Source organism: Streptomyces sp. NPDC007901, assembly GCF_042959465.1.
Taxonomy (GTDB): Bacteria; Actinomycetota; Actinomycetes; order Streptomycetales; family Streptomycetaceae; genus Streptomyces.
The window spans coordinates 288,892-312,453 of record NZ_JBIBKW010000003.1; the positions used below are offsets into that span (position 1 = coordinate 288,892).

Sequence of the window (23,562 nt, forward strand, 5' to 3'; positions counted from 1 at the left end):
CCATTATCGGCTGCCGTGCCGGTGGAGCGTGAGATCCACGACCAGGGCCCGGTGGTCGGTGTCGGCCAGCCGCAGGAAGCGGGCGCCGGTCGCCGAGAAGTCCCGGGAGACCAGGACGTGGTCGATCTGGGCGCCGAAGACCGCGGCGGTGGGGGCGGGCCAGCTCGCGGTGCGGGCGGCGCCGCTGAGCCTGGCGCTGTCACGGAGCCGGCCCGCGGTGAGGATGCGGCGGAAGGCCGCGTGGTCCTGGGAGGCGTTGAAGTCGCCGGCGAGGACGGTGGGGGTGGCGGTGTCGGCGGCGGCGAAGTCACGGATCCTGCCCAGCTCGCGGCGCCACAGGGAGACCTGGCCGGGCAGCGGGGGCATGGGGTGGGCGAGCTGCAGCCGTACGGTGTGCCCGTCGACGTCCGCGACGGCCCCGGGCATGCCCATCGTGCCGGGGACGCCGTCGGTGGCGCGGAGCGGGAAGCGGGACAGCAGCAGCGAGCCGGCGGAGCCGCCGGCGACGACGGCCGCGCGGTAGGGGTAGCCGGGCACCTTCTTCAGCGTGGCCTGGCAGGTGTACTCGCACTCCTCCACGAACACGACGTCCGGCTTCCACTGGCGGATCCGGGGGACGAGGGCGGGGGCCGCGCCGCCGAACTCGACGTTCGAGGTGAGGACACGGAGGTGGGCCAGCGGGGTGCCGGTCGGTTCGCCGCCGCTGCCGTACGGGCCGACGGACCAGGCGAGCGCGCCGAGCACGACCACGCCCCAGAACAGGCCGGGCCACCAGCGGGCGAGGAGGGTGAGGAACACGCCGAGGAGGGCGGGGGCCAGCAGCCAGGGGAGGAAGGCGAGGAGCTGCGGGACGGGGGTGACGGCGTCGAGGTCGGCGATCCGGCAGGCGACGACCGCGGTGACGCCGAGGAGGAGCAGGGCGGCCGCCCAGACCATGGGCCGGGAGCGGTGGCCGGGCGCCGTCGTCACGTGCCCGAGATTACGGTCCTTCGTCCACCCGCGCCAGGAACTCCCCCAGCACCCGGTTGAACTCCTCCGGCCGTTCCAGGTTGGGCATGTGGGCCGCCGCGTCGATGATCCGCAGGGTGGCGTCGGGGAGGAGGGCGTGCAGCGCCTCGGCGTCGGAGACGGGGGTGTACTCGTCGTCCGTGCCGACCACGACCAGGGCGGGGACGGTGGCCTTCGCCAGCAGGGGGCGGTAGTCGGGGCGTTCGGCACGGCCGCGCAGGGCCGCCGCCGCGCCCTCGGGGTCGGTGGCCGTCATCATGCGGTGGACGTGCGCCTTGACGTCCGGGTGGGCGTAGGGGGCGACCATCTTCTCCAGGACCTCGTCGGCGTAGCCGCGCATGCCCTCGCGCAGGAGCCGGTCGGCCATGGCGTTCCGGGCCCGTCTCCCCTCCGGTGTCTCCGGGGCGGCGAAGGTGTCGGCCAGGACCAGGCCCCGGACCCGCCCGGCGCCGAGGCGGCCGTAGCACTCCATCGCGATCTGGCCGCCCATGGAGAGGCCGGCGACGACACAGGTCCGCACGTCCAGCGCGTCCAGGAGGTCCGCCAGGTCCGCCGCGAAGCGGGCGAGCGGGGTGGTGCCGGGGGTGACCGGGGAGGCGCCGTAGCCGCGCAGGTCGGGGGCGATGACGCGGCGGGTGGCGGCGAAGGCCGTCAGCTGGGGGTGCCACATGGTGCGGTCGAAGGGGTGGCCGTGGACGAGGAGGAGGGGAGTGCGGGAGGAATGCGGGTCTTTGTCGTCATATGCGAGGAAGGGGGGCATGTGGTCGACCCTAGACGGCCCCAACTCGTCGGTGCAATAAGATCTTTGCTCTCGGTGCAATGAGGGCGACGAGGGTGATGAGGGTGGGGGCCGTGGACGACTTCCGGGGGATCGCCGACCGGATCGCGCTGGACATCGCGCGGGGGCGGCTGCGGATCGGGCAACGGCTGCCACCGCAGCGGGCGTTCGCGCGGCGGCACGGGATCGCCGCCTCGACCGCCGGGCGGGTGTACGCCGAACTCGTGCGGCGCGGGCTGGTGGTGGGCGAGGTCGGGCGGGGCACCTTCGTACGGGCCACCGAGGTCACGGGCCCGGGGCGGTCGCTGGTCGAGGACGCCGGCGCCCGGGTGAACCTGGAGCTCAACTACCCCTCGGTGCCCGGCCAGTCGGAGCTGCTGGCCCCCGCCCTCGCTCCCCTGCTCCGGCCCGACGTGCTCACCGACGCCCTGCGGCCCGGCGCCGCCGACGGCACCCCGGATGCCCGGGAGGCGGTGGCCGGACTGCTCGCCACCGGCGACTGGCGGCCCGACCCCGACCGGATCCTGTTCACCGGCAACGCCCGGCAGGCGATCGCCGCCGCCCTGGGTTCCCTGGTCCGGCCGGGCGGCCGGGTCGGGGTGGAGCCGCTGACGTATCCGCTGGTCAAGGAGGTCGCGGGGCGACTGGCCGTCACCCTCGTCCCGGTCGAGACGGACGAGGAGGGCCCCGTCGTCGAGTCCCTCCTGGCCGCCCACCGGTCCGCCCCGCTCTCCGCCCTCTACCTCCAGCCGGCCCTGCACAATCCGACCTCCGCGACGATCACCACCGGGCGGCGCCTCGAACTGGCCCGGGCGGTGAGCGACCTGGGGCTCCCGGTCGTCGAGGACCGGGTCTGGTCCTTCCTCCACACCGGCCCCGAACCGCCCCTCGCCGCCCTCGCCCCGCACCTCGTCCATGTCGTCGACTCCCTCTCCAAGCGAGTCGCACCCGGGCTCACCGTCGGATTCGTCGTCGTACCGGAGGGGGCGGAGGGGTCGGAGGGGCTGGGAAGACTCGGAGGGCCGGGAGGCGCGGGAGGGCCGGGGAAATCGGCGGTATCAGCAGGGTCGGCGGTATCAGCAGGGTCGGCGGGGGCTGTGGACCCGGTTGGCGCGGTGGCCGCCGCTGTGCGGTCCGGGGGGTGGGGGCCGGGGGCGTTCGCGCTGGAGGCGGCCGTGCGGTGGATCGGGGACGGGACCGTGGCACGGCTCGTCGCGGCCAAGCGGGAGCAGGCCGTACGGCGGCAGGGGCTCGTCCGGGAAGCGCTCGGCGGGTTCGACGTACGGGCCGATCCGCGCGGGTACTTCGCCTGGTGGCGGCTGCCCGCGCCGTGGCGGGCGGACAGCTTCACGGCGGCCGCGGCGGAGCTCGGGATCGCCATCACCCCGGGCACCGCCTTCCGCGTCGATCCCAAGCGGACGCCGGACGCGGTGCGGCTCGCCCTCGCGTCGGCGGGCGAGCCGGAACTGGCGGGGGCGCTGCGGACGCTGGCCGCCCTCGCGGCGCGCGGTCCGGAACGGCCCCGCCCGGACGGTCAGTCCAGCAGACCGTCGTAGTCCGGCAGCTTGTAGGTGGTGTCGGCGTAACCGCCGGTCAGGTCGGTCGTGTTGTTGCCGATGTTGGCGACGATGTCGTAGCCGTTCGCCTCGATCGCCTTGCGCGAGGACGTCTTGAAGTCCGCGACGGACTCGGTCAGCAGCTGCGCGACCGTCCGCGCGTAGAGGCCGTCGACCGTGTAGCCGACCGACGTCAGGTTGGACTTCGTCACCAGGTTGAACAGGTTGCTGCGGGCGCTGACGAAGAACACGCTGACGCCCTTGGCGTGCGCGTCCTGGGCCAGGGCGAGCACCGGCGGGGTGGCGGGGGTGCTGGTGCCGGCGCCCTCGAAATAGGTCTCCAGCGAGGTGTTGTCGATGTCGAGGACGATCGCGAGCTTGGCACCGGAGGTGTTGGCGGCGACACGGCCGTCGATGTAGGTCTGCGCGGGGCCGGTGACGGCGGCGACGTCGGACAGCCACTGGGCCTCGGTGACGGTCGAGTCGGCGGCCTGCGCGGGCAGGGCGGCGGCGAACGACAGGGCGAGGCCGGCCGTCACGGCAACGGCGGCGCGGCGCGCGGTGAGACGGTTCATCGGGTGGGGGCTCCTCAGCTCACGTCGGCCACCGGTGTTCCGTACCGGTGGCCGTCGTTCCGCCACGGTGCTCGGCCGGGGCGCCCGCCGCGTGACCGCCGGCGGAGCACACGGTTACAGGACTGTCATGTTCTGGCCAGAAGCCTGTGAATCCGCCGGGAGAGACGGGGAATCGGGCGTGTCGGGGTCCGGTTCGTGCCCCGCGGGCCGACGCCGGCGGACGTACCCGCTCAGCCAGGTCAGCGCGGCCACCGCGAGGCCCAGGGCGAGCAGCAGCCAGGAGACCGTGCGCAGGGTGGACGTCAGGGCGTCGTAGACGGCCGCCGCGGCCGGGTGCGAGACGTCGGACGGCAGGTCGGCCAGGGTCAGCGCGCGGCCGACGGTGAGGGCGAGGCCGAGCAGGGCGCCGCCCAGGGCCGTGCCCAGCGCGGTCGCGGTGACGGCGCGGCGGCGCCGGACGGCCAGCGCGATGCCGCCGGCCGCGAAGACGACGGCCGAGACGGGAAGCCAGAAGCCGGCGACTTCGAGCACGTGGAACCCCTTCCGGAGCCGGTCCAGTTCGGCCGCCGGGAGCACCGCGACGGCCGTGTGCTGGACCGGGATACGGGCCGCGAGCGGCACATGGTCCTGGGTGAGCTGGTCCTTGACCTGGGCGGTGACCGGGGCCAGGTCCACGGTCACGGCCTCCTCGCGCTCGTCCTGGAGCGCGCGCAGGATCGCGTCGTGGGTGGCCCGGTTGCCCGCGTCCCAGGCCAGCCGGAACGCCCGGGTCTGGGTGAAGGAGCGGACCGCCTCGCGCACGAAGGGCGCCACCGTGCCCTGCATCGGCGGGCCGATGTCCACCTCGCGCATGATGCCGTCGCCGACCGTGTCCGCGACGGCGTCCCGGACGTCCGGGTCGTCGGCGAGCGGCGCCATCGTGCTGACGTACTGTCCGGTGTCCGCCAGCCCGTACGCGGCCCAGGCCGCCAGCGCGCCGAACGGCAGCAGCAGGCAGGACAGCGCGATCAGCAGGGCCGACAGGGCGCGCCGGAGACGTACGGGCCGGGGCGGCCGTACGGGCCGCGCGGGCCCGGTGGGCACTGGGGGCACGTTTCCAGGCAAGCCCCTGAGCGCCGGTCAGGCGAGCGGTACGCCTGCATTCGGGGGTCTCGCCGGGCACAAGTCGAGCCGAACGGTGGTACGGCGGTCCCCGGGCCGCTGGGAACCCCCGGCTCCCCCCCCGGAAACCCTTGGGGCGCCGCGCTCCGGTGGAGGGCTGACCCGAACGGGTGTTTCCTGGTCTCTGGGAGAAGTCCCCGCCCGGCGCGGCGGCCCGAGAGGCCGCGCACAGACGTCGCCGAGGGCCCGCGAGCGGCCTCGGCGACGGGTGGAGGGACAAGGGGAATGTGTGGGCCCCGGCCGCGGTGGCCGGGGCCCATGCGTACCGCTCCGGGGTCGGCTCCGGAGCCGCTAACGGATCCGGTTCCCGGCCGCGTCCTCGTGCGTGTAGAACCGGTAGAACATCAGGATGAAGGCCACCGCCGCCACCGCGAGCGAGATGGCGATGGACGTGAGGATCGAGTCCCCGCTCTGGCTGAACAGGAAGCCGAACGCGATCCCGACGAAGGCCGTCCACACCACCGCGTGCAGCTCCCGCCGCAGCCGTGGGGCCCAGGTCAGCACGGCGAACAGCACCACCGCGAAGACGAGCGCCGTCAGGAAGCCGAACAGCAGGTTCCAGCCGGTGATGGGCCCGCCGCTGCGCCGGTTGGCCGCGGCCCAGTAGCCGTAGATCAGGCCGGTCACGACGGGGATGGCCACCCGGGACCTGGCGTGCGCCTGCGCGCTGAACACGTCGGGCGTACGGCTGCTCCGGGGCATGCCGCCGGACGTGGGTGCCGCTTGAGCCATGAGCGTGCTCCTCTCTCCTCGCCCCCACCCTCCAGAGCACACCTGCGGGTACCCCGTGGCAAGTCGGCCATACGACTTTTCCGCGCGACTTCCCAGGGACCTCCCCGGACTTCCCCGCCGCCGTCCCGCACGACGTGCGCGGGGTCCCCGCCCGTGTTTCCCTGACCACGTGATCGACCACCAGGCCCTGCGGCGGCGGAAGGAGCTGCTGCGGGCCCAGGGCAGGAGCTTCGCCTGGGTGGCGCCGCTCCTGCTGCTGGCCGGGATCACGGCGGTCGACCTCAACACCACGGAGCGGTTCCGGATCATCTCCTGGATCGTGCTGGTGCCCGGTATAGCGGCGGCGATCTGCGGGGTCTGGGCGACGGCGGTCCTCGCGGTGCTGGCGGTCCTCGACTACATCGCCGTGGACCACACCTGGCCGCACCAGTACCAGGCCGGGCTGCCCGACTTCATCCTGGTCGCCCTCGCCGGTCTGCTGGCCATCCTGGCCTGCGCGGTCCGCAAGAACGGCGAACGGCGGATGCTGCACATGCGGGACATCGCCGAGACGACCCGCCGTACCGTGCTGCGCCCGCTGCCGCCGGGGTGGGCGGGGCTGGAGCACGCGGCGGTGTATCTCGCCGCCGACACGGAGGCCCGGGTGGGCGGCGACTTCTACGACATCCAGCCGGGCCGGTACGGCACCCGGGTGCTCGTCGGGGACGTGCAGGGCAAGGGGCTGGGCGCGGTGGAGACGGCGGCGGCGCTGCTGGGCACGTTCCGGGAGGCGGGCTACCACGAGCGGGACCTCGCGACGGTGGCCGACCGGCTGGAGACCCGTATGGTCCGGCACCGGAGCCATACGGTGGCCCTGGGCCGCGACGACGGCGACCGCTTCGCCACCGCGGTCCTCCTGGGCTTCCCGCCGGGCGCCCCCGATGTCGTCGAGGTGGTCAACTTCGGCCACGAGCCGCCGCTGGCGGTGAGCTCCGGCGGCGTACGGTCGCTGCCGCCGGGCGGCGGACTCCCCCTCGGCATGTGCGAGTTGAAGCCGACATCCGGCCCACCGCCCACCCTCACGGTCACCCTCGCCCCCGGCGAGACCCTCCTCATCACCACCGACGGCGTGACCGAATCCAGAAACAGCGACGGCGAGTTCTACGACCTCCTCCAGGCGGTCTCCCCTGCGCCCCCACCCGACCCCTCCCGCCTGGTCGCCCGGATCCGCGACGGCGTACTCCGCCACACCCACGGCCACCTCTCCGACGACACCACGATCTTCGCGGTCCGCCGAGCCGCAACGCCCCGCTAGGGGCACGGGGCCGTATCGGCACCCGGCTCCACCGCACGGACACGACCAGCCACGACGCCCCCGCCCCCGCACCCCGCGGACGCCCGCCGCGCCGACGGTGCCCGCCGTGCCGACGGTGCCCGCCGTGCCGACGGTGCCCGCCGTGCCGACGGTGCCCGCCGTGCCGACGGCGAGCACCCCCCGTCCCGCCACCGCCGTCCCGCCACCGCCGTCCCGCCACCGCCGTTCCGGCGCGGCCTGTCCCGCCACCGCCGTCCCGCCACCGCCTGTTCCGGCACCGTCGTCCGCCACCGCGGTTCCGGCACCGCCTGTCCTGGCACCGCCGTCCGGCACTGCCCGTTCCGATCTCGCCGTCCGCCACCGCGGTTCCGGCACCGCCCGTTCCGAGCTCGCCGTCCGCCACTGCCGTCCGCCACCGCGGTTCCGCCACCGCCGTTCCGGCATCGTCGTCCCGGCACCGCCGAATGTCGCCGCCGTGGCCGAGCTCCCTCGTGGCGGACAAGGAAGGCGCGTGTCCAGAGGCTCGTGGGCAGGGCAGTGCGCCCTCTTCGGGCCGGGCGTAGCCCGTAACACCCCCATCCCGGGCCAAACCCCTCCCGCGGCCCCCGCTTTGCAAGCGCAGCGGTTACCGTGCTGACGTAAGTGAAGCCGGTGAACAAAGGGGGAGGGCACGATGCCCGGAACCGTGCTGCTGCTCGCGGCCTCGCCGAACGGGAAGGGGCGGCTGGTGGACGCGGCCTCCGTGCTCCCCGTGCTCGCGGCCGTGCCCCCGGCGATACTCTCCGGCACCGACACCGCCAACGTGGTCGAACTCGCCGACCCGCTGGAGCCGCAGGCCGTGCTCACCAGGCTGCGGGCCGCCGCAGCCGCCCCCGGCCCGCTCACGCTCTTCGTCACCGGGCAGCTGCACCTGGACCGCAAGCAGCGGCTGCCGCATCTCGCGCTGGCCCGGACCACGCCCGCCACCGTCCGGTACACCGCGCTGCCCTGGCACTGGATCCGGGAGGAGCTGCGGCTGCGGCCGGCCGGTGCCACCACCCTCGTCCTCGATCTGCACGCGGATCACGAGACCTGGGAGCTGCTGCGGACCGCCCCGCTCGACTCCGGGCGCAACAACGCCGTGCACGGGCGGATCGCCCCGCCGCCCGCCCGGCGGGAGGTGGCCGCGCCGTCGTACATGAAAGCCGTGGCGACCGTGCTGCGCAGCGGGCACCGGCCGCCGCTGGCGCAGTTGCACCAGCAGGTGCTGGCCCGGGCCGGCGCGGAGCTCGCGAGCAGCATGCTGCTCAGCACGCACACCGGCGACGGCGGGGATCCGCACGACGCGATCAGCACGGCCGTGCGGGGCGGGCGGCACGCGGAGGCGGACGGGCTCGCCGCCCGGTGGGAGGAGGCGGCCGCGCGGGCGCACGGGCCCGCCTCCGAGGACGCGCTGCACTGGTCCGAGGTGCGGGCCGATCTCGCGATGTTCGCCGGGGACCCGGTGCGCAGCTGCCGGGCCTGGCTGAGCGTGGCCCGGGTCCGGCTGGGCGCGGGGCAGCCCGCCGACGCACCGCAGGTGGAGGCCGCCGTGGACCGGGCCCACCACCAGTGGGGGGCCATCAAGGACGCGGCGCGGGCCCGTGAACTCGGGCCCGCGCTCGCGGAGTTGAGACTGCGGGTGCCGGGCCGCCGGGAGGGTGCCCTGGACCATGTCCAGCAGCACCTGCGGCAGCTCCAGACCAGCTGAGCAGCCGTCAGCTGGTGAAGGTGAAGTACTTCCAGGCGCCGTACGTCGTGGAGTTGACGGTGTCGCCGGAGGAGCCGTTGATGTAGTCGGAGCGGACCCGGAAGCGCCAGCCGACGTCGTCCTTGTGGCTGCCGGTGAACTCGACCTGGGAGAGGCCGCTGCTCGCCAGCCCGAAGTACTGCGAGGTGTCCGAGTACCACTTGCCCTGGTAGTAGACCTGGAAGTCGAAGCGCTGCGCACGGCCGGTGTAGTACGGCATCTTGGTCGTGAACAGCGGGTTCTTGGTCTTGTGGAAGACGTAGTACTTCTGGCCCCACGCCGACTTGGTCTTGTACTGGCGGCTGACCGACATGGAGATGCTGACCTTCGCGCCCACCGAGCTGGACACCGAGCGCGGCTGCCAGCGGGCGTCGCCGGTGAACTTCGCGGTGACCTTGGTGTCCCGCTTGAGGTCGAGGACCACGGACAGGTTGCCGTGCGAGTCGACCTTCCCGGACTTCACCAGCTTGTTCGGCTTGTCCGAGCCGAACGGGTCGGCCCAGATCTCCACCGTGCGGTTCTTGTACGTCGTGCCGAGATGGGCCGTGAACTTCACGTCCTTCCCGTACGTGTACACCTTGCCGTTGTTGTTCAGCGTCAGCGTCGGCTTGGCGCGGGAGACGTCGACGGTGTCCTTGGCGGAGGCGGCCGCGTGCTCGGTGTCGCCCGCGTAGGAGACCTTGTACGTCACCTTGCCGCCGGCCGGCGGGGTGTCGGTGAAGGAGTAGGTGCCGTCCGCCTTGACGGTGACCGCGGGCAGCGCCTTGCCGTTCGGGGACTCCAGGTCGGTTCGGACGACCGTGAGCTGCGCACCGGCCGGGAGCGCGACCGTCGAGGAGACCGTGCCGGTGACCGTGAGCTTCTTGGCACGCGTCGCCGTCGACGGGGCGTTCACCGTGACGGTGGTGGCCGCCCTGGCCGGGTGGTCGTACTCGCGCAGGGAGTAGACGCCGTTGCTGTTGTACGACACCGCGAACAGGCGGGAGGCGTCGGGCGTCCAGGCGAGGGCGGAGTCGGCGAGTTCGTCGGAGCCGCTGGTGCTGCCCGTGTTCGGGAAGTCGTACGTGCGGACGGCCTCTGCGGTGCCCGGCCGGAAGATGTAGACGTCCGGGTCGTACGAGGCGTCGCTGCCGCCCGCGACGGTGCCGTCGGGCGCGATGGCGACCGCGTTCGGGTAGGCGGTGCTGGTGTACTTGCCGTCCTCGCTCAGGTCGGCGGTCTTGAACACCTGGTGGTAGTAGGGCGCCCCGCTGGCCACGACGACGTCCTTGCCGTCGGGGGTCACCTGGAGGTCGCGGAGGTTGCTGCCGGCGTCGGTGCCCGCCAGCCTGGTGGCGGTGCCCGAGGAGACGTCGTAGGAGGCGATCTGGGCCGGGCTCATGCCGAGCTGGCCCGCGACCAGGGTGTCGGAGCCCGGCGCCGCGTCCAGGGCCGGTGCCGAGTAGAAGCCGGCCTGGCCGAGGGTGACCTCGTGCTGGTCGCTCGTCAGGTCGACCGAGCCGATACCGCCGGCCCCGGCCGCGCCGTAGCCGAACCACAGCTTGCCGCCGGCGAGCGCGACGCTCAGCGGCTTGTCGCCGACCGGGTAGCGGGTGGTCTCGGTGTCCGTCGCGGTGTCGATGACGGCGATGGCGTCCATGTCCTGCACGGCCGCGTAGAGCGTGCCGGAGTCGGCGGACAGTTCGAGGCCGTCGACGCCGGACAGGTTGGTGGTGAGCTGCTTGAGCACGTTGCCCGAGTAGTCGGTGACGACGATCTTGCCGTTGCTCGGGTCGCTGATGAAGACCTGCTGGTGGGCGCCGTCGACGACGATGTCACCGAGCGACTTGACCGGCAGCGGCCCGCTGGTGTCGGCGTAGGCCGGAGTGGCGGCCAGGGCGGCGGAGCTGAAGAGGACGGCCAGGGTGGTGGCGGCCGTGACGGTGCGCATACGCACGCTGATTCGAACCCCCCGGATCGAATGTGAGTGGGCGCCACGGAACGCGGCCCACGAGTGTGCGAGTCCTCTTGTGTGAGTTCTCTGTGGGCCGCGTGTGGCGGATGCAACGAAGACTAGGTCATGCCACTGACAATCGGCATCCGGGATTCACCGGCGGGGGAAGGGAGTTGGTCAGGCGTACGGGTCGAAGGTGATGGCGCTCGGCTTGGCCTTGTTGAGGTGGTCGTCGAACTTCGCTTCCTGCAGTGGGAAGTTGGCGTCGCCCCAGTCGGAGGCGTTCAGGATGTCCCGCAGGTTGGACGCCATGTTCTCCCAGGTGAGCAGGTTCTCCTGGTGCCAGGCGCCGTCGTCGTTCTCCGGGGTCTCGCCCCACTTGGCGAACCGGAAGTCATGGGTGCTCAGGCCGTCCTTGTGGTAGACGACCTCGACGCGCTGGCTGCTCATCGGGACGTCGGCGACCGCCTCGGTCTCGAAGTCGCCGTGCTGGGAGGCGGACAGGTACGACGGGGTGGAGTCGCCCTGCTTGACCCAGACGACGATGCACTCCCAGTCGTGGCGGTGGCCGATGCCGGGGGAGGCCTCGTCCTTCTCGAAGTAGCTGGCGTAGATGGTGCCGCACCAGCCGTTGTTGCACTTGGTCCGCGAGTAGGTGTTGGCGTGGTCGAGATGGCCGGAGCGGCAGCTGCCGGTGACCGAACCGGTCGGCTTGAGGCCGCCGTTGAGGTTGCCGTTCGGGTCGATGGCGGCGGCCGGGTAGCAGCTGTCCGTGTCGTAGTCGTACAGCGGCTCGAAGTTCTTCTCGTACGCGGTCGCGTTCTCCGGGAGGTTCTGCAGCACGCCCGCGAAGGCGCTGGAGGGGAGGGCGAGGGTGAGCGCGGCGGCGCTGCCCACGACGGCGGCGGCTCGGCCGAGGCGGTGGGTCCTGGTGCGGGACATCGGGGGCTCCAGTCGACGGTCCGGGGCGGTTGGTACGGTCTTTTCGCCCCGGACATGACATCCGGGTCGGAGAGAGACTGGCGCTCCGAGGCGTGCGATGGAAGGGCTTTCCGTGAAACGGAGGGCGGCATTTCGCCGAACTGATCAGCGGGCGTTCACAGAAACGGCGCTCCCGCCGGAGAGCGCTTGCCGTCGTAGGGGCCCGCTAGCGGGTGGCGGTGTGCTGGGCCGTGGACGGGGCCGGGAAGCCGGCCGGGGCGTCGGTCGCTCTGGCCGGACCGGCGTTGGCGGCGATGATGAGTGCGGCGACCGCGGCGACGGCTGCGGCGACGCTCCGGAAGTAACGTGCGGTGGGGCGTGCGGATGTGCGTCCGAGCACGGCGACCTCGCAACGACAGGGGCGGGTTAAGCACGTTTAATTCGCGGTTTAACCTAGAGGTAGTCAGAGCTCAACGGCAAGAGGTGCAGGGGGAGTTGGGGGGAGTGGCGAAATGCAGGAAAGGGACGACCCGGAGACCATAGGGCGGCGCGTGCAGCAGCTGCGCACCGAACGGGGACTGACCCAGCGGCAGCTGGCCGAACCGGCCTACACACCCGCCTACATCTCCACGCTGGAGGCGGGCCGGGTACGGGCCTCCGACGAGGCGCTGCGGCACATCGCCGGGCGGCTCGGCGTCGGCTTCGAGGAGCTGGCCAGCGGACGCCCCGCTCATCTCGCCACCGGCCTCAGGCTGCGGCTCACCGAGGCCCAGCGCACCCTGGCCACCGGCGCCGCCGAGGAGGCCGCCGCCCAGTACGCCGTTCTGTTCGAGGAGGCGGAGGCGCACGGGCTGGCGGTCGAGCAGGCCACCGCGCTGCTGGGGATGGGTGAATGCGCCCTGGACACCGGCGAGTTGGGGCAGGCCAGGGAGTTCTTCGAGCGAGCCGAGCTGTGGACGGCCGACGAACCGCTTCCGGTGCGCGTCCCGGCGATCCGCGGCCGGGCCGTCAGCCACTACCTCGCGGGCGAACTCCGGTACGCCGTCTACCTCCTGGAGACCACCCTCGACGAGCTGAACCGCGGCGGCCTGCACGACCCCGACGCCCTGCTGCTCCTCTACGCCTCCGCCATCGGCCCGTACATGGACATGGGCGCCCACGCCCGCGCCGCCCAGGCCGCCGAACTCGCCCTCGCCCTCGCCCCGCAGGCCGGCGACCCCGCCCTGATCGCCCGGATGCACCGCTCCGTCGCCCGCACCCTGCTCGCCGAGGGCCGGGTCGCCGAGGCCGACGCCTCCCTCGCCAAGGCGGCCGAGCTCTACCGCCAGCTCCAGCTCCGCACCGAACTCGCCAACTGCCACTGGATGCGCGGCTACGTCTGCGCCCAGAACGGCGAACTGGAGCGCGCGGAGAGCGAGTTGCGCGAGGCCCTGGCGATGCTCTCGGAGACCCGGGCCGCCCTGTACCGCAGCCAGGCGGCCGTCGAACTGGCCGACGTCCTGCACCGCCGGGGCAAGTCCGACGAGGCCGCCGCACTCCTCCACGACGTGCTCGGCGACTTCAACTCCGAGCGCGGCGCCGTCCATTCGGCAGCCGCCCACCGCCTGCTCGGCATCATCGCCGAGGACGCCCGGGACACCGAGGCGGCCGAGGAGCACTACGTCCGGGCCCTCAGCCTGCTGGAACGGGCGGGCGCGGCGGGCGACCTGGCCGACCTGTGCCGCCTGCTGGGTGACCTGCTGCGCCGCACCGGCCGGGTGGAGGCGGCCCTGGACGCGTACCGCACGGGACTCGGCCACCGTACGGCCCCGGGCACCACGACCCTCGGACCCGCCCCGGCCCAGCCGCCGCTGTGACGTGCCCTGACCGACCCTGATGGGCCCTGACCCGCCCCCCGACCGGCCCTACACCTGGCCGGAGTGGCGGATCAGGCCGGTGCGTGTGACGGTCGCCAGCAGCGGGGTGGTGTCGATGGCCGTGATGCCCTCCAGCGGACCGACGGTGCCGGTGAGGAAGGCGCAGAGGGCGTCGAGGTCCGCCGCGGCGACGGCCACGACCAGGTCGGCGGGGCCGGTGGCGGCCGCGCAGAACCGGACGTGGCGGTGGGTGCCACCAGCAAGGTCGAGATCAGGGGCGAGGACGCGCCGCCCACGGACACCTGGACCACGGTGACCGGCACCTGGCACCCGAAGGGGACGCTCGGCTCCGACGCGGCGTGGCCGCCGGTGCTGGACGCGGGCTCGCTGAAGACCGTGCGGCAGCCCTCGGACCCGTACGAGACGCGGTGAACCAGGCCTGTGAACTAGGCCTGCGCCCGGCCCTGTTCGCGTACCTGGGCGAGGCGCTGGGCGCCGATGTCGAGGGCCTGGGCGGTGGTGTCGTCCGGGAGGGTGCCGAGGGCGCCGGCGGTGAGGACGATCGCGTCGTCGCCGACCCGGACGACGGCGACGTCGACGGTGAGGGTGGTGGGATCGTCGTTCGGCGAGGCCTGCGCGGTGACGGTGACCCGCAGTCCCTGGCGGGCGTCGCCGGCTTGGGGCAGTCCGGCGTCGGCGACCCGGACGGCCGTGGTGCCGGACCCGGTCGTCTGCGCGGCGAACTGCCCGCAGACGCCGGGCAGGGTCCGCAGCCAGGCGAGGGTCCGGTCCACGTCGGCGGCGCGGCTCGCGTCGACCTGGTAGCGGAGCTGGGCCTCGTCGTCGCCGTCGTCGAGGACGGCGACGGCCTGCGGGCCGGCCGGGGCGCCGAGGAGTTCGTCGGTGTACAGCGACTCGAGCAGGCGCTGGCACTCGGGCTGTCCGGTGGCCGCCTTCAGCAGGCCGTCCCGCCAGGTGGCGGTGCCGTCGGTGGCCGTCCACGGCACCCCCAGATCGGCCTCGCCGATCAGCGCGGCCTGCGCCTGCTCGACGGTGAGCACCGGGGTGCCGGTCGCGGCGGCGGGGCCGGTCGGGGCGGGCCGCTCGGCGGCGGTCGCGTTCGCGGCCGGGGCGGAGCCGGGAGCGTCGGCCTCCGGCGGCCGGGCGGCCGTGCACGCGGAGACGGCGGCGAGGAGACCGGCGACGACCAGGCCGGAGGCGGTGACTCTCATGACGGGGCCTCCCCGGGAGCGAAACAGCGGAACGCGTGCTCCCACGCCACCACCCCTCCGCCCCACCCACCACCGCTCCGGTCCGTCCGGGTGAGCCCCGCGCGCCGTCACGTCGATCGCTTCTCCATGGTGATCCCTCTGTGTCCGGTCCACGCCTGGCACGTGTCGACCATGGCCTTCAGCCAGTCCGCGTCGGACTTCCGGCGGACAGCCGCCCGGTACATCCGCAGGTTGGCAGCGGCGAAAGCATCGACCTCCCGCGGGGCTGCCTGACGCCACGCGGGCACCTGCTGTGCCCACCTCTCGGCACCGTCCGGGGTGTGGCCGGCCGCTATGAGCTGGAGCACCAGGAGAGCGGGCTCGATGAATCCCGCGCCCCGGGTCGGCCACGCCCGGTCCACGGCCCACACACGCGAGAAGTGAGCCACCCCGGAACAGCTCGGCCTCCGAGCTGTCCGAGGCGAACCGGTCCCACCGCGTCTCGCTCCAGCCCTCGGCGATTCGAGGAAGGGACAGCCGACCGATCTCGCCGATCGCGTCGACCACCGCCGCCAGGTCGGGTGAGTCGGGCGCGAAGTGCGACGCAGGATCTGCGGATCGGCGAGTGCCTGTAGCCAGTACAGATAGGGAGTGGCGGTGAAAACCGTTCGTGTTCCGGGCCGGCTGTCGCTACCGTCGGCGGTATGAAGCGCGCCGAGCTGTGTCCGTCCTGTACGACGACGCCGGAGATCGTCCCGGCGCGCTGACACCTGACCAGTCCGAAGCCCCGGGGTGAACGCCCCGGGGCTCTGTCGTGTCGTGGGTGGTTCGCCTTTTGAGGGAGGAGAGCTGCCATGCATGACCATCGCCGACTCGGGCGTGAGCTCGGTCTGTTCGACACCGACCCGTTGATGGGGGCGGGTCTGCCCTACTGGCTGCCCGACGGGGCGGTCGTACGGCACACCTTGGAGGAGTACGTCCGGGACGCGGAACGCCGGGCCGGGTACCGGCATGTGTACTCGCCTGTGCTGGGGAAACGTGAGCTGTACGAGCTGTCCGGGCACTGGGCTCACTACAGCGAGGACATGTATCCGGCGATGCGAGTAGGGGCGGAGGAGGTCGTGCTGCGGCCGAGTCTGTGTCCGCATCACGCGCTGATCTACCGGTCCCGGGCGCGGAGTTATCGGGAACTGCCGTTGCGGATCGCCGAGCTGGGGGCCATGTACCGGTCCGAGCTGTCCGGTGTGCTGGGCGGTCTCACCCGTGTGCGGGCCATCCAGCTCAACGACGCGCACATCTTCTGCACCCTGGAGCAGGCGGTCGAGGAGGCCCGTGCGGCGCTGGAGCTGATCGGTCGCGCCTACGCCGACCTCGGGATCAGCGCCCTACGGCATCGGCTCTCGCTGCCCGGGGCGGGCGGGAAGCACGTTGCCGACCCTGAGTTGTGGCGGCGGGCCACCGTGCTGTTGAGGGAGGTGCTGGACGGGGTCGGGGTGGCGTATGAGGAGGCCGAGGGGGAGGCCGCGTTCTACGGGCCGAAGATCGATGTGCAGATCGCGGACCCGGCGGGGCGGGAGTCGACCCTGTCCACCGTGCAGATCGATTTCCACCAGCCGGAGCGGTTCGGGCTCCGGTACGTCGGGGCGGACGGCCGTAAGCACCGGCCGGTGATGGTGCACCGGAGCGTGATCGGGAGTGTGGAGCGGGCCGTCGCGCATCTCGTCGAGGTGCACGGCGGGGCCTTTCCGGCCTGGCTGGCACCGGTGCAGCTGCGTGTTCTGCCGGTGGGTGAGGAGCAGGTGGGCCAGGCGGAGGCGTTGGTCGCGGCGGCGGTCGCGGGTGGGCTGCGGGCGGAGGTCGCGGGGCCCGGGGAAGGGAGTCTGGGGGCGCGGGTGCGTGCCGGGCGGCTCGTGCCGTATCAGGCGGTGATCGGTGCGCGGGAGGCCGCGGCGGGGGCCGTGGCCGTACGGCTGCGGGACGGGCGGCGGGTGGGTGAGTTGTCGGCGGCGGAGCTGGTGCGGCGGATCGGGGAGCGGGTGGCGGGGCGGGGGGTTGCCCTCTGGGGCGGCTGATGCCGGCGGTGGTCAGGTGAGGGCCGCCGCCGCTCTGCGGAGTTCTTCGAGGGAGTGGCGGGCCAGGGTGGGGAAGGGCTGGTCGTTCGTCGGGGTGGCCCAGTGGGCGAAGGCGGTGGCGAAGGCGCGGATGCCCAGGTCGGCGGCGAGGGTGGCGGTGGGGTCGGGGACGCCGCGGCGGCGGAGGGCGTCGGCGGCGGTGGCCGCGAGGGTGAGTTCCTTGAAGGCGAGGCGTTCCCGCAGTTCGGGGTGGCCGGCGATGACCGCGCTGAGGCGGGGGGCGAACTCGTGTTGCTCGGGGGTGAAGGAGGCGGTCAGGGCGTCCAGGCCCGCGGCGACCGCCTCCAGGGGGGTCGCGGACGCGGGGGCGCCCTCGATGCCCTCCGTGAGGAGGCGGCCGTGCTCCTGCTGGCCCGTGAACAGCACCTCGCGCTTGTCGGGGAAGTGCCGGAAGAAGGTCGTCTTCGTCAGCCCGGCCCGCTCGGCGATCTGGGCGACGGTGGTGCTGTCGAATCCCTGCTCGCCGAACAGGTCGATCGCGGCTTGTACGAGGCGCAGTCGCGCGTTCGGTTCCCATCGGGCCATGGGGACACTCTAAGTGATGTGACTCGGTACCGTCACGATGCTACGGTGACGGTACCGAGTCACATCACTTTCGTCTCGCTCTCGGGAGAGTCGTCATGCGTGTTTTCGTCACCGGCGCGGGCGGTCATATCGCCTCCGCCGTCGTACCCGAACTGCTGCGGGCCGGGCACGAGGTCGTCGGCCTCGCCCGGTCCGACGGCTCCGCCGCGGTGGTCAAGGGGTTGGGGGCCGAGGTGTGCCGCGGGGACCTGAACGATCCGGACGGGTTGCGGGCGGCCGCCGGCGACGCCGACGCCGTCGTCCATCTCGCCTTCGACCACGCGGCCATGGCCGCCGGGGACATGGCCGGTGCCGCGGCCACCGACCTGGCCGTGGTGCGGGCGTTCGGGGAGGTGCTCGCCGGGACCGGCAAGGCCCTCATGGGGATCGGCATGAGGCACACAGACGGCAACGAGCGCCTCGGCAAGGCGTACGCGGCCAATCCGCGGATCGCCACGGGGCGCCTGCTCGGCGAGCTCGCCGGACAGGGCGTGCGTACCGTGCTCGTCGGGATCCCGCCGGTCGTGCACAGCACCCGGGACCGGAGCGGGTTCCTGCCGATCCTGATCCGGATCGCGCGGGCCAAGGGCGTCTCCGGCTATGTCGGGGATGGTACGAACCAGTGGTCCGCCGTGCACACGCTGGACCTCGCCCGGCTGTACCGGCTGGCGTTGGAGAAGGCACCGGCGGGCGCGGGGCTGCACGCGGCGGCCGAGGAGGGGGTCGAGGTAAGGGAGATCGCCGAGGCGATCGGGCGGCGACTGGGGGTGCCGGTGGAGCGGATCCCGGACGAACGGGTCGCGGAGCACTTCGGGTTCTTCGGGGCGTTCATGACGCTGGACGCGCCGGTGCGCAGCGGGCGGACGCGGGAGCTGCTGGGGTGGGAGCCGGCGGAGCCGGGGCTGCTGGCCGATCTCGAGGAGGGGCACTACTTCGCGGAGCGGTGATCGGTGATCGGGGAGCGGGGGCGCGGGGCGGGCGCGGTGGCGGGTTCGCCGTCGGTGGTCGCGCCCACGCCGCGGTGGCCGCATATTGGTACAGCCCCGCGCCCCCTTAGGTTGGCTGCCTTGCCGCCTGTCGCGAAGGAGCCCCCATGTCCGGTCAGCCCGTCCCCGTGATCATCGACTGTGACACCGGTGTCGACGACGCCCTCGCCCTGCTGCTCGCCGTGCGCCACCCGGGGCTGGAACTGCGGGCGGTGACCTGTGTCGCCGGGAACACCGACGTGGACGGGGTGGTGCGGAACACCCTGACCGTGCTGGAGCGGGCGGGGGCCGGGGACGTTCCCGTCGCGCGCGGGGCCGAGCGACCGCTCCTGGAGGCGGCGCGGTCGGCCCGCCATGTGCACGGGGCGGACGGGATGGGGGACCTCGGACTGCCCGCGCCGGCCCGGCGCCCCGCCGACATCGACGCCGTCGGCCTGCTGCGGCGCGAGATCCTCGCCTCGCCCCGCCCGGTCACCCTCGTCCCGACCGCGCCGCTCACCAACATCGCCCTGCTGCTGCGCACCCACCCGGAGGTGACGCGCAACATCGAGCGGATCGTGTTCATGGGCGGCGCGGTCGCCACCGGGAACGCCACCCCGGTCGCCGAGTTCAACGTCTGGCACGACCCCGAGGCCGCCGCGATACTCCTCACCGCCGGGGTGCCGATCACCATGTACGGCCTGGACGTCTTCCAGCGGGTCGTGGTGCCGGGCGCGGAGGTACGGCGGCTGCGCGCGAGCACGGAACCGGGCGCCCGGCTCGCCGGTGAGCTGCTCGCCCACCGGCCCGCCGCCCCCGACCCGGACTCCCCGGAGAGCGACGACGCGGCCGGCGGCCTCGGGGACGCGGGCGCGGTGTGCGCCGTCGCCGATCCGGACGGTCTCACCACCCGCCGCCTGCCGGTGGAGGTCTCGCTGGCCCCGGGGCCGACCCGGGGCCAGACGATCGTCGACCGGCGGCCCCGCCCCGGCGAGGCCGAGATCCACGGCGGCGGCCGTGAACGGGCCATGGTGGACGTGGCGTTGGACGTGGACGTCGAGCGGTACGTGAAGCTGTATCTGGAGACCGTCGGGGGCGTGCGGGCGTAGGGGGAGGGGAGAGCGCGGCGAGTGGGCCGGGCTCCCTTTCATACGCGTGCGCCCCAGCCGTCACGGACGGCTGGGGCGCACGCGTACGCGCATCGCATCCAGGAGGGACTAGGCGCGGGTCGCCTTACGACGCCGCGTCGCGACGACGATCGCGCCGCCGCCGACCAGCAGCACGGCCGCGCCGCCGGCGAGGTAGCCGGTGCTGGAGCTGGCGCCGGTGTGGGCGAGGTCGCCGCCGCCGCCCGAGTTGGTGCTCGGGGCCGCCGCCGGACCGGTCGTCGAGTCGGACGGGGAGGGGGACGCGCCGGCCGTCCCGGTCTCCGAGGACTCGGAGGGCGCCGGGGTCGTGGTCTCCTCGGCCGGGGTGGACGGCTGGGCCGGGCTGGACTCCGACTCGGAGGCCGACGGGGACGGGGACGGCGAGGACGACTCGGTCGTCGAGCAGTCCTTCGTGCCGCCGTTCCAGGAGGCGATCAGCTTGTCCTTGATGACCGCGTGGTCCGGGCCGGCCGGCAGGTCACCGTGCTCGAAGCCGTCGTTGGCGTCCTTGTTGCCGTCGAACTTCGTCGCGCCCCGGTAGAGGTCGATCTGCGCGAAGCAGCCGGCGTCCGGCACCGCGATGTCGAGGGAGTCGGTCTGGCCCTGCTTGACCGTCACCGAGTCGAAGTCGACGAAGATCTGCTGCCCCGAGGTGGCGAAGGTGGGGCCGTGGGCGATGTAGGAGGCGAGCGAGGCGGTGCAGCTCGTGGCGTCACCGGCGGCGCGGACCTTGAGGTGGACCTTGCCGTCGTCGGTGACCTTCAGGTTCTGGTCGTCGACCTTCACCGAGTCGTAGAAGTTCGAGCCGTCGATCGAGAACTGGCACTTGTCCGTGCCGGTCTCCGTGCCGGCTCCGGTGCCGGGGCTGTAGTGGCCGCCGGACTTCCAGCCGTCACCGCCGGGCGTGCCATGCGCCCAGGCGCCGGACGCCCCGGCGACGGAGACGGCACACAGGGCGAACGACGCGGCGCCCGTCCCCAGCAGGCGGCGCGCGGTGACATGTCTGGCTATGGACATGGATATCCCATCGTGAATGCTCGCGGAATGCGAAGAAACACTGGGCCCATTGGTCACATGCGCCACAGCGTGCGCCCATGGTCGTCGGGCGCGCCGAGCCCTGTCAACCTGCGGTGAAGCAAGGGGCGTTGAGAGTTCCGCACAACTCCCTCACACAGGGAACGATCCCCTCCGGGCGGTGTGAAGGTTCCCTTTCGCGGCATCGTGGACAGGCTTCTGGTTGCTGTCTCTCCGCTTCTCCGCCCGACCGGTGTCACTCCGCCCGAAAGGAACACGCGTGGTCGACCTCTCCTCCAGGAACCCCGACTGGTGGCGTCAGGCCGTGATCTACCAGGTGTATCCGCGCAGCTTCGCCGACGCGGACGGCGACGGGCTCGGCGACCTCAGGGGCGTCACCGAGCGGCTCTCCCATCTGGGCGCGCTCGGGGTGGACGCCCTGTGGCTCAGCCCGTTCTACCCGTCCGAGCTGGCCGACGGCGGCTACGACGTCGCGGACCACCGGGACGTCGACCCGCGGCTCGGCACCCTGGACGACTTCGACGCGATGGTCGCGGAGGCGCACCGGCTGGGCCTGAAGGTGATCGTCGACATCGTCCCGAACCACACCTCGCATCTGCACCCCTGGTTCCGGGAGGCACTGCTGGCGGGCCCCGGCTCGGCGGCCCGGGAGCGCTACGTCTTCCGGCCGGGGCGCGGCGAGCACGGTGAACTGCCGCCCTCCGACTGGCAGTCGGTGTTCGGCGGCAGCGCCTGGCGCCGGGTCCCGGACGGCGAGTGGTACCTGCATCTCTTCGCCCCCGAGCAGCCCGACCTGAACTGGGCACACGACGAGGTCCGCGCCGACTTCCGCACCACCCTGCGCTTCTGGTCCGACCGGGGCGTGGACGGCTTCCGGGTGGACGTGGCCCACGCCCTGGTGAAGGACCTCGCCGCACCGCTGCGGGACGTGGCGGAGTTCGGTGCCACCGGCGAGGAGGCGCTGGAGCGCGTGCCGCCCGGCGCCCACCCCTACTGGGACCGGGACGAGGTGCACGAGATCTACCGGGACTGGCGCACGATCTTCGACGCCTACAGCCCGCCCCGCACGGCCGTCGCCGAGGCCTGGGTGCCGGACGACCGCCGCGCCCTGTACGCCCGCCCGGACGAACTGGGCCAGGCCTTCAACTTCGAGTACCTGCAGACCCCTTGGGACGCCCGCGCGCTGCGCGAGGTCATCACCGGCTCCCTCGCCACCGCCCGCGCGGCCGGCGCCTCCGCCACCTGGGTGCTCTCCAACCACGACGTCGTCCGGCACGCCTCCCGGCTGGTGCTCCCGCCGGGCACCGACGAGAACGCCTGGCTGCTGTCCGGCGGACGGGTGCCGGGGACCGATGCCGCCCAGGGGCTGCGGCGCGCCCGCGCGGCCACGCTGCTGATGCTGGCGCTGCCCGGTTCGTCGTACGTCTACCAGGGCGAGGAGCTCGGGCTGCCCGAGGCCGCCGACCTGCCCGCGCCGGTCCTGCGGGACCCGATCTGGGAGCAGACGGGCCACCTCCGCAAGGGCCGCGACGGCTGCCGGGTGCCGCTGCCGTGGACGGCGGCCGGTCCGTCGTACGGCTTCGGGGCCGGCGGTGCCTGGCTGCCGCAGCCGGAGTGGTTCGCGTCGTACGCGGTGGAGGCGCAGGCCGGCCGGGAGGGTTCCACGCTGGAGCTCTACCGAAGCGCGCTGCGGCTGCGCCGCAAGCTGCTCGACGGCGAGACGCTGACCTGGGGCGAGGCGCCCGAGGGGGTACTGCACTTCGCCCGGTCGGAGGGCTGGCGGTGCGTCACGAACGTGTCGCACGCGCCGGTGCCGCTGCCGCCGGGCGAAGTGCTGCTGGCGAGCGTGCCGTTGCCGCTGGACGGCACGCTGCCGCCCGACACCACGGTGTGGCTGGGCGCCTGAATCAGGCGGTGGGGCTGGGTGCCGGGGTCGCCCCGGTCCCGGCACCGGTGCCGACACCGGCACCGCTGCCCGTGAAGCCGCTCTCGCCCGGAAGGGCCGGCGGGCTGGTCGTGCTGTTGACCGGCGGGGTGAGGACGACCTGCGGCTGGCCCGCGGCCGGGGGCGGCGGGGTCAGGTCGGTGGCGGGCAGCTTCGGCGGGGTCGTCTCCTGGAAGAGCACCGACGGGAAGTCGACCAGGCCGGTCTGCTCCATCACCGTGATGTGGTCGAGGACCGTGGCGTTGGCCTGGTCGGCCAGGATCCGTACCAGGGTGTTCCGGGTGGTCGAGCGGATCTTCGCGATCGTGTTGAAGATCGAACCGTGCGTCACCCGCAGGATGTTGGCGAAGTCCGTGTCGAACTTCTTCCCGGAGTCCGCGCTCAGGGTGTTGACGAACCCCTGCTGCTGCGGAGAGGGCAGGTCGGGGATGGTGATGTTGAGCATCGGCGCGATCTTGCGGCAGCTGGCGTCCAGCGCCGCGTGGCCGTCGATCAGGTGCTTGCTCGCGGTGATGACCGCCTGGGACTGGCCCTTCTTCAGGCCGAGCTGCCCCACGGGGTACTCCCAGAGGCCGGCTGCCCGTACCTTCACCACGAAGTCCCGGTCGCCTTCGGTCAGTGGGCCCCACTGGGTGTTGGCGATGATCCGGTTCGTGTCGCTGGACACGGTGTTCAGGCCCAGCATGCTCGGGTAGGCGAGTGCCACGAGGGTCATGCTCAGGGCTCCGCCAACAAACAGCGTTCCCGTCGCGTTCCGCGAAAAGCGCACCGGTGCCTCCTGCCGTTCGGGGTTCCCGCGCAGGGGCGGGGTCGGACGCCGATGAATACGGATGGGCATGCCACCGAGAACCTTTTGGTTTGGCAAAGAACTTGTGAGGCTCTGCCCTGCCGGACGCGCTGTCCTGCCATGACTTGGCCAGGGGACGGTGATGATTTCCCCTGCTAAGAGTGGTCATGACAAAGACGCGGACTAGCTTCGC

Annotated in this window: 23 protein-coding genes; 9 read left to right on the top strand and 14 right to left on the bottom strand. The window is 73.1% G+C overall.

Translation table 11 applies throughout. From position 1 onward, the window contains the following. Positions 1 to 3: 3 nt before the first annotated feature. Both ACFZDK_RS11610 and ACFZDK_RS11615 read right to left on the bottom strand, forming a co-directional pair. Positions 4 to 936, bottom strand: coding sequence for an endonuclease/exonuclease/phosphatase family protein (locus ACFZDK_RS11610; protein ID WP_390972498.1), 933 nt, complete (start codon positions 934 to 936; stop codon positions 4 to 6). A gap of 43 nt (positions 937 to 979) precedes the next feature. Beyond that, entirely contained in the window at positions 980 to 1,768 is a 789-nt protein-coding gene (locus tag ACFZDK_RS11615) for an alpha/beta fold hydrolase (RefSeq protein WP_390971828.1), read from the bottom strand. Positions 1,769 to 1,860: 92 nt separating this feature from the next. Between ACFZDK_RS11615 and ACFZDK_RS11620 the strand changes: the two genes are divergently transcribed. After that, complete coding sequence (locus ACFZDK_RS11620) at positions 1,861 to 3,342, top strand: aminotransferase class I/II-fold pyridoxal phosphate-dependent enzyme (RefSeq protein WP_390971829.1); 1,482 nt, start codon at positions 1,861 to 1,863, stop codon at positions 3,340 to 3,342. Here the strand turns inward: ACFZDK_RS11620 and ACFZDK_RS11625 are convergent. The 3 genes from ACFZDK_RS11625 to ACFZDK_RS11635 form a co-directional block, all read right to left on the bottom strand. Continuing rightward, positions 3,321 to 3,917: an HAD family acid phosphatase gene (locus tag ACFZDK_RS11625; RefSeq protein WP_390971830.1), complete on the bottom strand. Its 597-nt coding sequence runs from the start codon at positions 3,915 to 3,917 to the stop codon at positions 3,321 to 3,323. The genes ACFZDK_RS11620 and ACFZDK_RS11625 overlap by 22 nt on opposite strands. A gap of 114 nt (positions 3,918 to 4,031) precedes the next feature. Further along, complete coding sequence (locus ACFZDK_RS11630) at positions 4,032 to 5,000, bottom strand: hypothetical protein (protein WP_390972499.1); 969 nt, start codon at positions 4,998 to 5,000, stop codon at positions 4,032 to 4,034. A gap of 369 nt (positions 5,001 to 5,369) precedes the next feature. Continuing rightward, a complete protein-coding gene (locus ACFZDK_RS11635) occupies positions 5,370 to 5,810 on the bottom strand; it encodes a hypothetical protein (protein WP_390971831.1) in 441 nt (146 codons plus the stop codon). A 169-nt stretch (positions 5,811 to 5,979) separates the two neighbouring features. On the opposite strand from ACFZDK_RS11635, the gene ACFZDK_RS11640 reads away from it, so the two are divergent. After that, entirely contained in the window at positions 5,980 to 7,104 is a 1,125-nt protein-coding gene (locus ACFZDK_RS11640; protein WP_390971832.1) for a SpoIIE family protein phosphatase, read from the top strand. Between the two features lie 673 nt (positions 7,105 to 7,777). Continuing rightward, positions 7,778 to 8,833, top strand: a complete 1,056-nt coding sequence (locus tag ACFZDK_RS11645; protein WP_390971833.1) for a hypothetical protein — start codon at positions 7,778 to 7,780, stop codon at positions 8,831 to 8,833. Positions 8,834 to 8,840: 7 nt separating this feature from the next. Here ACFZDK_RS11645 and ACFZDK_RS11650 read toward each other — a convergent pair whose 3' ends face one another. From ACFZDK_RS11650 to ACFZDK_RS11660, 3 genes are all read right to left on the bottom strand, one after another. Next, entirely contained in the window at positions 8,841 to 10,808 is a 1,968-nt protein-coding gene (locus ACFZDK_RS11650; RefSeq protein ID WP_390971834.1) for a YncE family protein, read from the bottom strand. Positions 10,809 to 10,982: 174 nt separating this feature from the next. Then, positions 10,983 to 11,747 (bottom strand): NPP1 family protein, encoded by a 765-nt coding sequence (locus ACFZDK_RS11655; protein ID WP_390971835.1) that lies wholly within the window; start codon positions 11,745 to 11,747, stop codon positions 10,983 to 10,985. A 205-nt stretch (positions 11,748 to 11,952) separates the two neighbouring features. Then, entirely contained in the window at positions 11,953 to 12,126 is a 174-nt protein-coding gene (locus ACFZDK_RS11660) for a hypothetical protein (protein WP_390971836.1), read from the bottom strand. A 112-nt stretch (positions 12,127 to 12,238) separates the two neighbouring features. On the opposite strand from ACFZDK_RS11660, the gene ACFZDK_RS11665 reads away from it, so the two are divergent. Further along, on the top strand, positions 12,239 to 13,582 hold the full coding sequence (locus tag ACFZDK_RS11665; RefSeq protein WP_390971837.1) for a tetratricopeptide repeat protein: 1,344 nt from the start codon (positions 12,239 to 12,241) through the stop codon (positions 13,580 to 13,582). A gap of 48 nt (positions 13,583 to 13,630) precedes the next feature. On the opposite strand, the gene ACFZDK_RS11670 is transcribed toward ACFZDK_RS11665, so the two are convergent. Then, positions 13,631 to 13,780, bottom strand: coding sequence for a hypothetical protein (locus ACFZDK_RS11670; protein WP_390971838.1), 150 nt, complete (start codon positions 13,778 to 13,780; stop codon positions 13,631 to 13,633). A 48-nt stretch (positions 13,781 to 13,828) separates the two neighbouring features. Here ACFZDK_RS11670 and ACFZDK_RS11675 point away from each other — a divergent pair, with 48 nt between their 5' ends. Next, positions 13,829 to 14,014 carry a hypothetical protein gene (locus tag ACFZDK_RS11675; protein ID WP_390971839.1) on the top strand — a complete coding sequence of 62 codons (186 nt, stop codon included), beginning with the start codon at positions 13,829 to 13,831 and terminating at the stop codon, positions 14,012 to 14,014. A 14-nt stretch (positions 14,015 to 14,028) separates the two neighbouring features. Here the strand turns inward: ACFZDK_RS11675 and ACFZDK_RS11680 are convergent, their stop codons facing one another. Together ACFZDK_RS11680 and ACFZDK_RS11685 are read right to left on the bottom strand one after the other, a co-directional pair. Then, the gene (locus ACFZDK_RS11680; protein ID WP_390971840.1) at positions 14,029 to 14,814 is read right to left on the bottom strand and encodes a hypothetical protein; all 786 of its coding nucleotides are present in this window, start codon (positions 14,812 to 14,814) and stop codon (positions 14,029 to 14,031) included. Between the two features lie 107 nt (positions 14,815 to 14,921). Continuing rightward, complete coding sequence (locus tag ACFZDK_RS11685) at positions 14,922 to 15,242, bottom strand: hypothetical protein (RefSeq protein ID WP_390971841.1); 321 nt, start codon at positions 15,240 to 15,242, stop codon at positions 14,922 to 14,924. 405 nt (positions 15,243 to 15,647) lie between these two features. Here ACFZDK_RS11685 and thrS point away from each other — a divergent pair, with 405 nt between their 5' ends. Beyond that, entirely contained in the window at positions 15,648 to 16,865 is a 1,218-nt protein-coding gene (thrS, locus tag ACFZDK_RS11690) for a threonine--tRNA ligase (protein ID WP_390971842.1), read from the top strand. Between the two features lie 12 nt (positions 16,866 to 16,877). Here the strand turns inward: thrS and ACFZDK_RS11695 are convergent, their stop codons facing one another. Further along, positions 16,878 to 17,450 carry a TetR family transcriptional regulator gene (locus ACFZDK_RS11695; protein WP_390971843.1) on the bottom strand — a complete coding sequence of 191 codons (573 nt, stop codon included), beginning with the start codon at positions 17,448 to 17,450 and terminating at the stop codon, positions 16,878 to 16,880. Between the two features lie 95 nt (positions 17,451 to 17,545). Between ACFZDK_RS11695 and ACFZDK_RS11700 the strand changes: the two genes are divergently transcribed. Then, a complete protein-coding gene (locus ACFZDK_RS11700) occupies positions 17,546 to 18,436 on the top strand; it encodes an NAD-dependent epimerase/dehydratase family protein (RefSeq protein ID WP_390971844.1) in 891 nt (296 codons plus the stop codon). Between the two features lie 146 nt (positions 18,437 to 18,582). Next, positions 18,583 to 19,563 (top strand): nucleoside hydrolase, encoded by a 981-nt coding sequence (locus ACFZDK_RS11705; RefSeq protein WP_390971845.1) that lies wholly within the window; start codon positions 18,583 to 18,585, stop codon positions 19,561 to 19,563. 108 nt (positions 19,564 to 19,671) lie between these two features. On the opposite strand, the gene ACFZDK_RS11710 is transcribed toward ACFZDK_RS11705, so the two are convergent. Further along, positions 19,672 to 20,619 (bottom strand): LAETG motif-containing sortase-dependent surface protein, encoded by a 948-nt coding sequence (locus ACFZDK_RS11710; RefSeq protein WP_390971846.1) that lies wholly within the window; start codon positions 20,617 to 20,619, stop codon positions 19,672 to 19,674. Positions 20,620 to 20,896: 277 nt separating this feature from the next. Between ACFZDK_RS11710 and ACFZDK_RS11715 the strand changes: the two genes are divergently transcribed. Next, entirely contained in the window at positions 20,897 to 22,543 is a 1,647-nt protein-coding gene (locus ACFZDK_RS11715; protein ID WP_390971847.1) for an alpha-amylase family glycosyl hydrolase, read from the top strand. Position 22,544: 1 nt separating this feature from the next. Here ACFZDK_RS11715 and ACFZDK_RS11720 read toward each other — a convergent pair whose 3' ends face one another. After that, entirely contained in the window at positions 22,545 to 23,297 is a 753-nt protein-coding gene (locus ACFZDK_RS11720) for a DUF4142 domain-containing protein (protein WP_390971848.1), read from the bottom strand. Between the last annotated feature and the right edge of the window lie 265 nt (positions 23,298 to 23,562).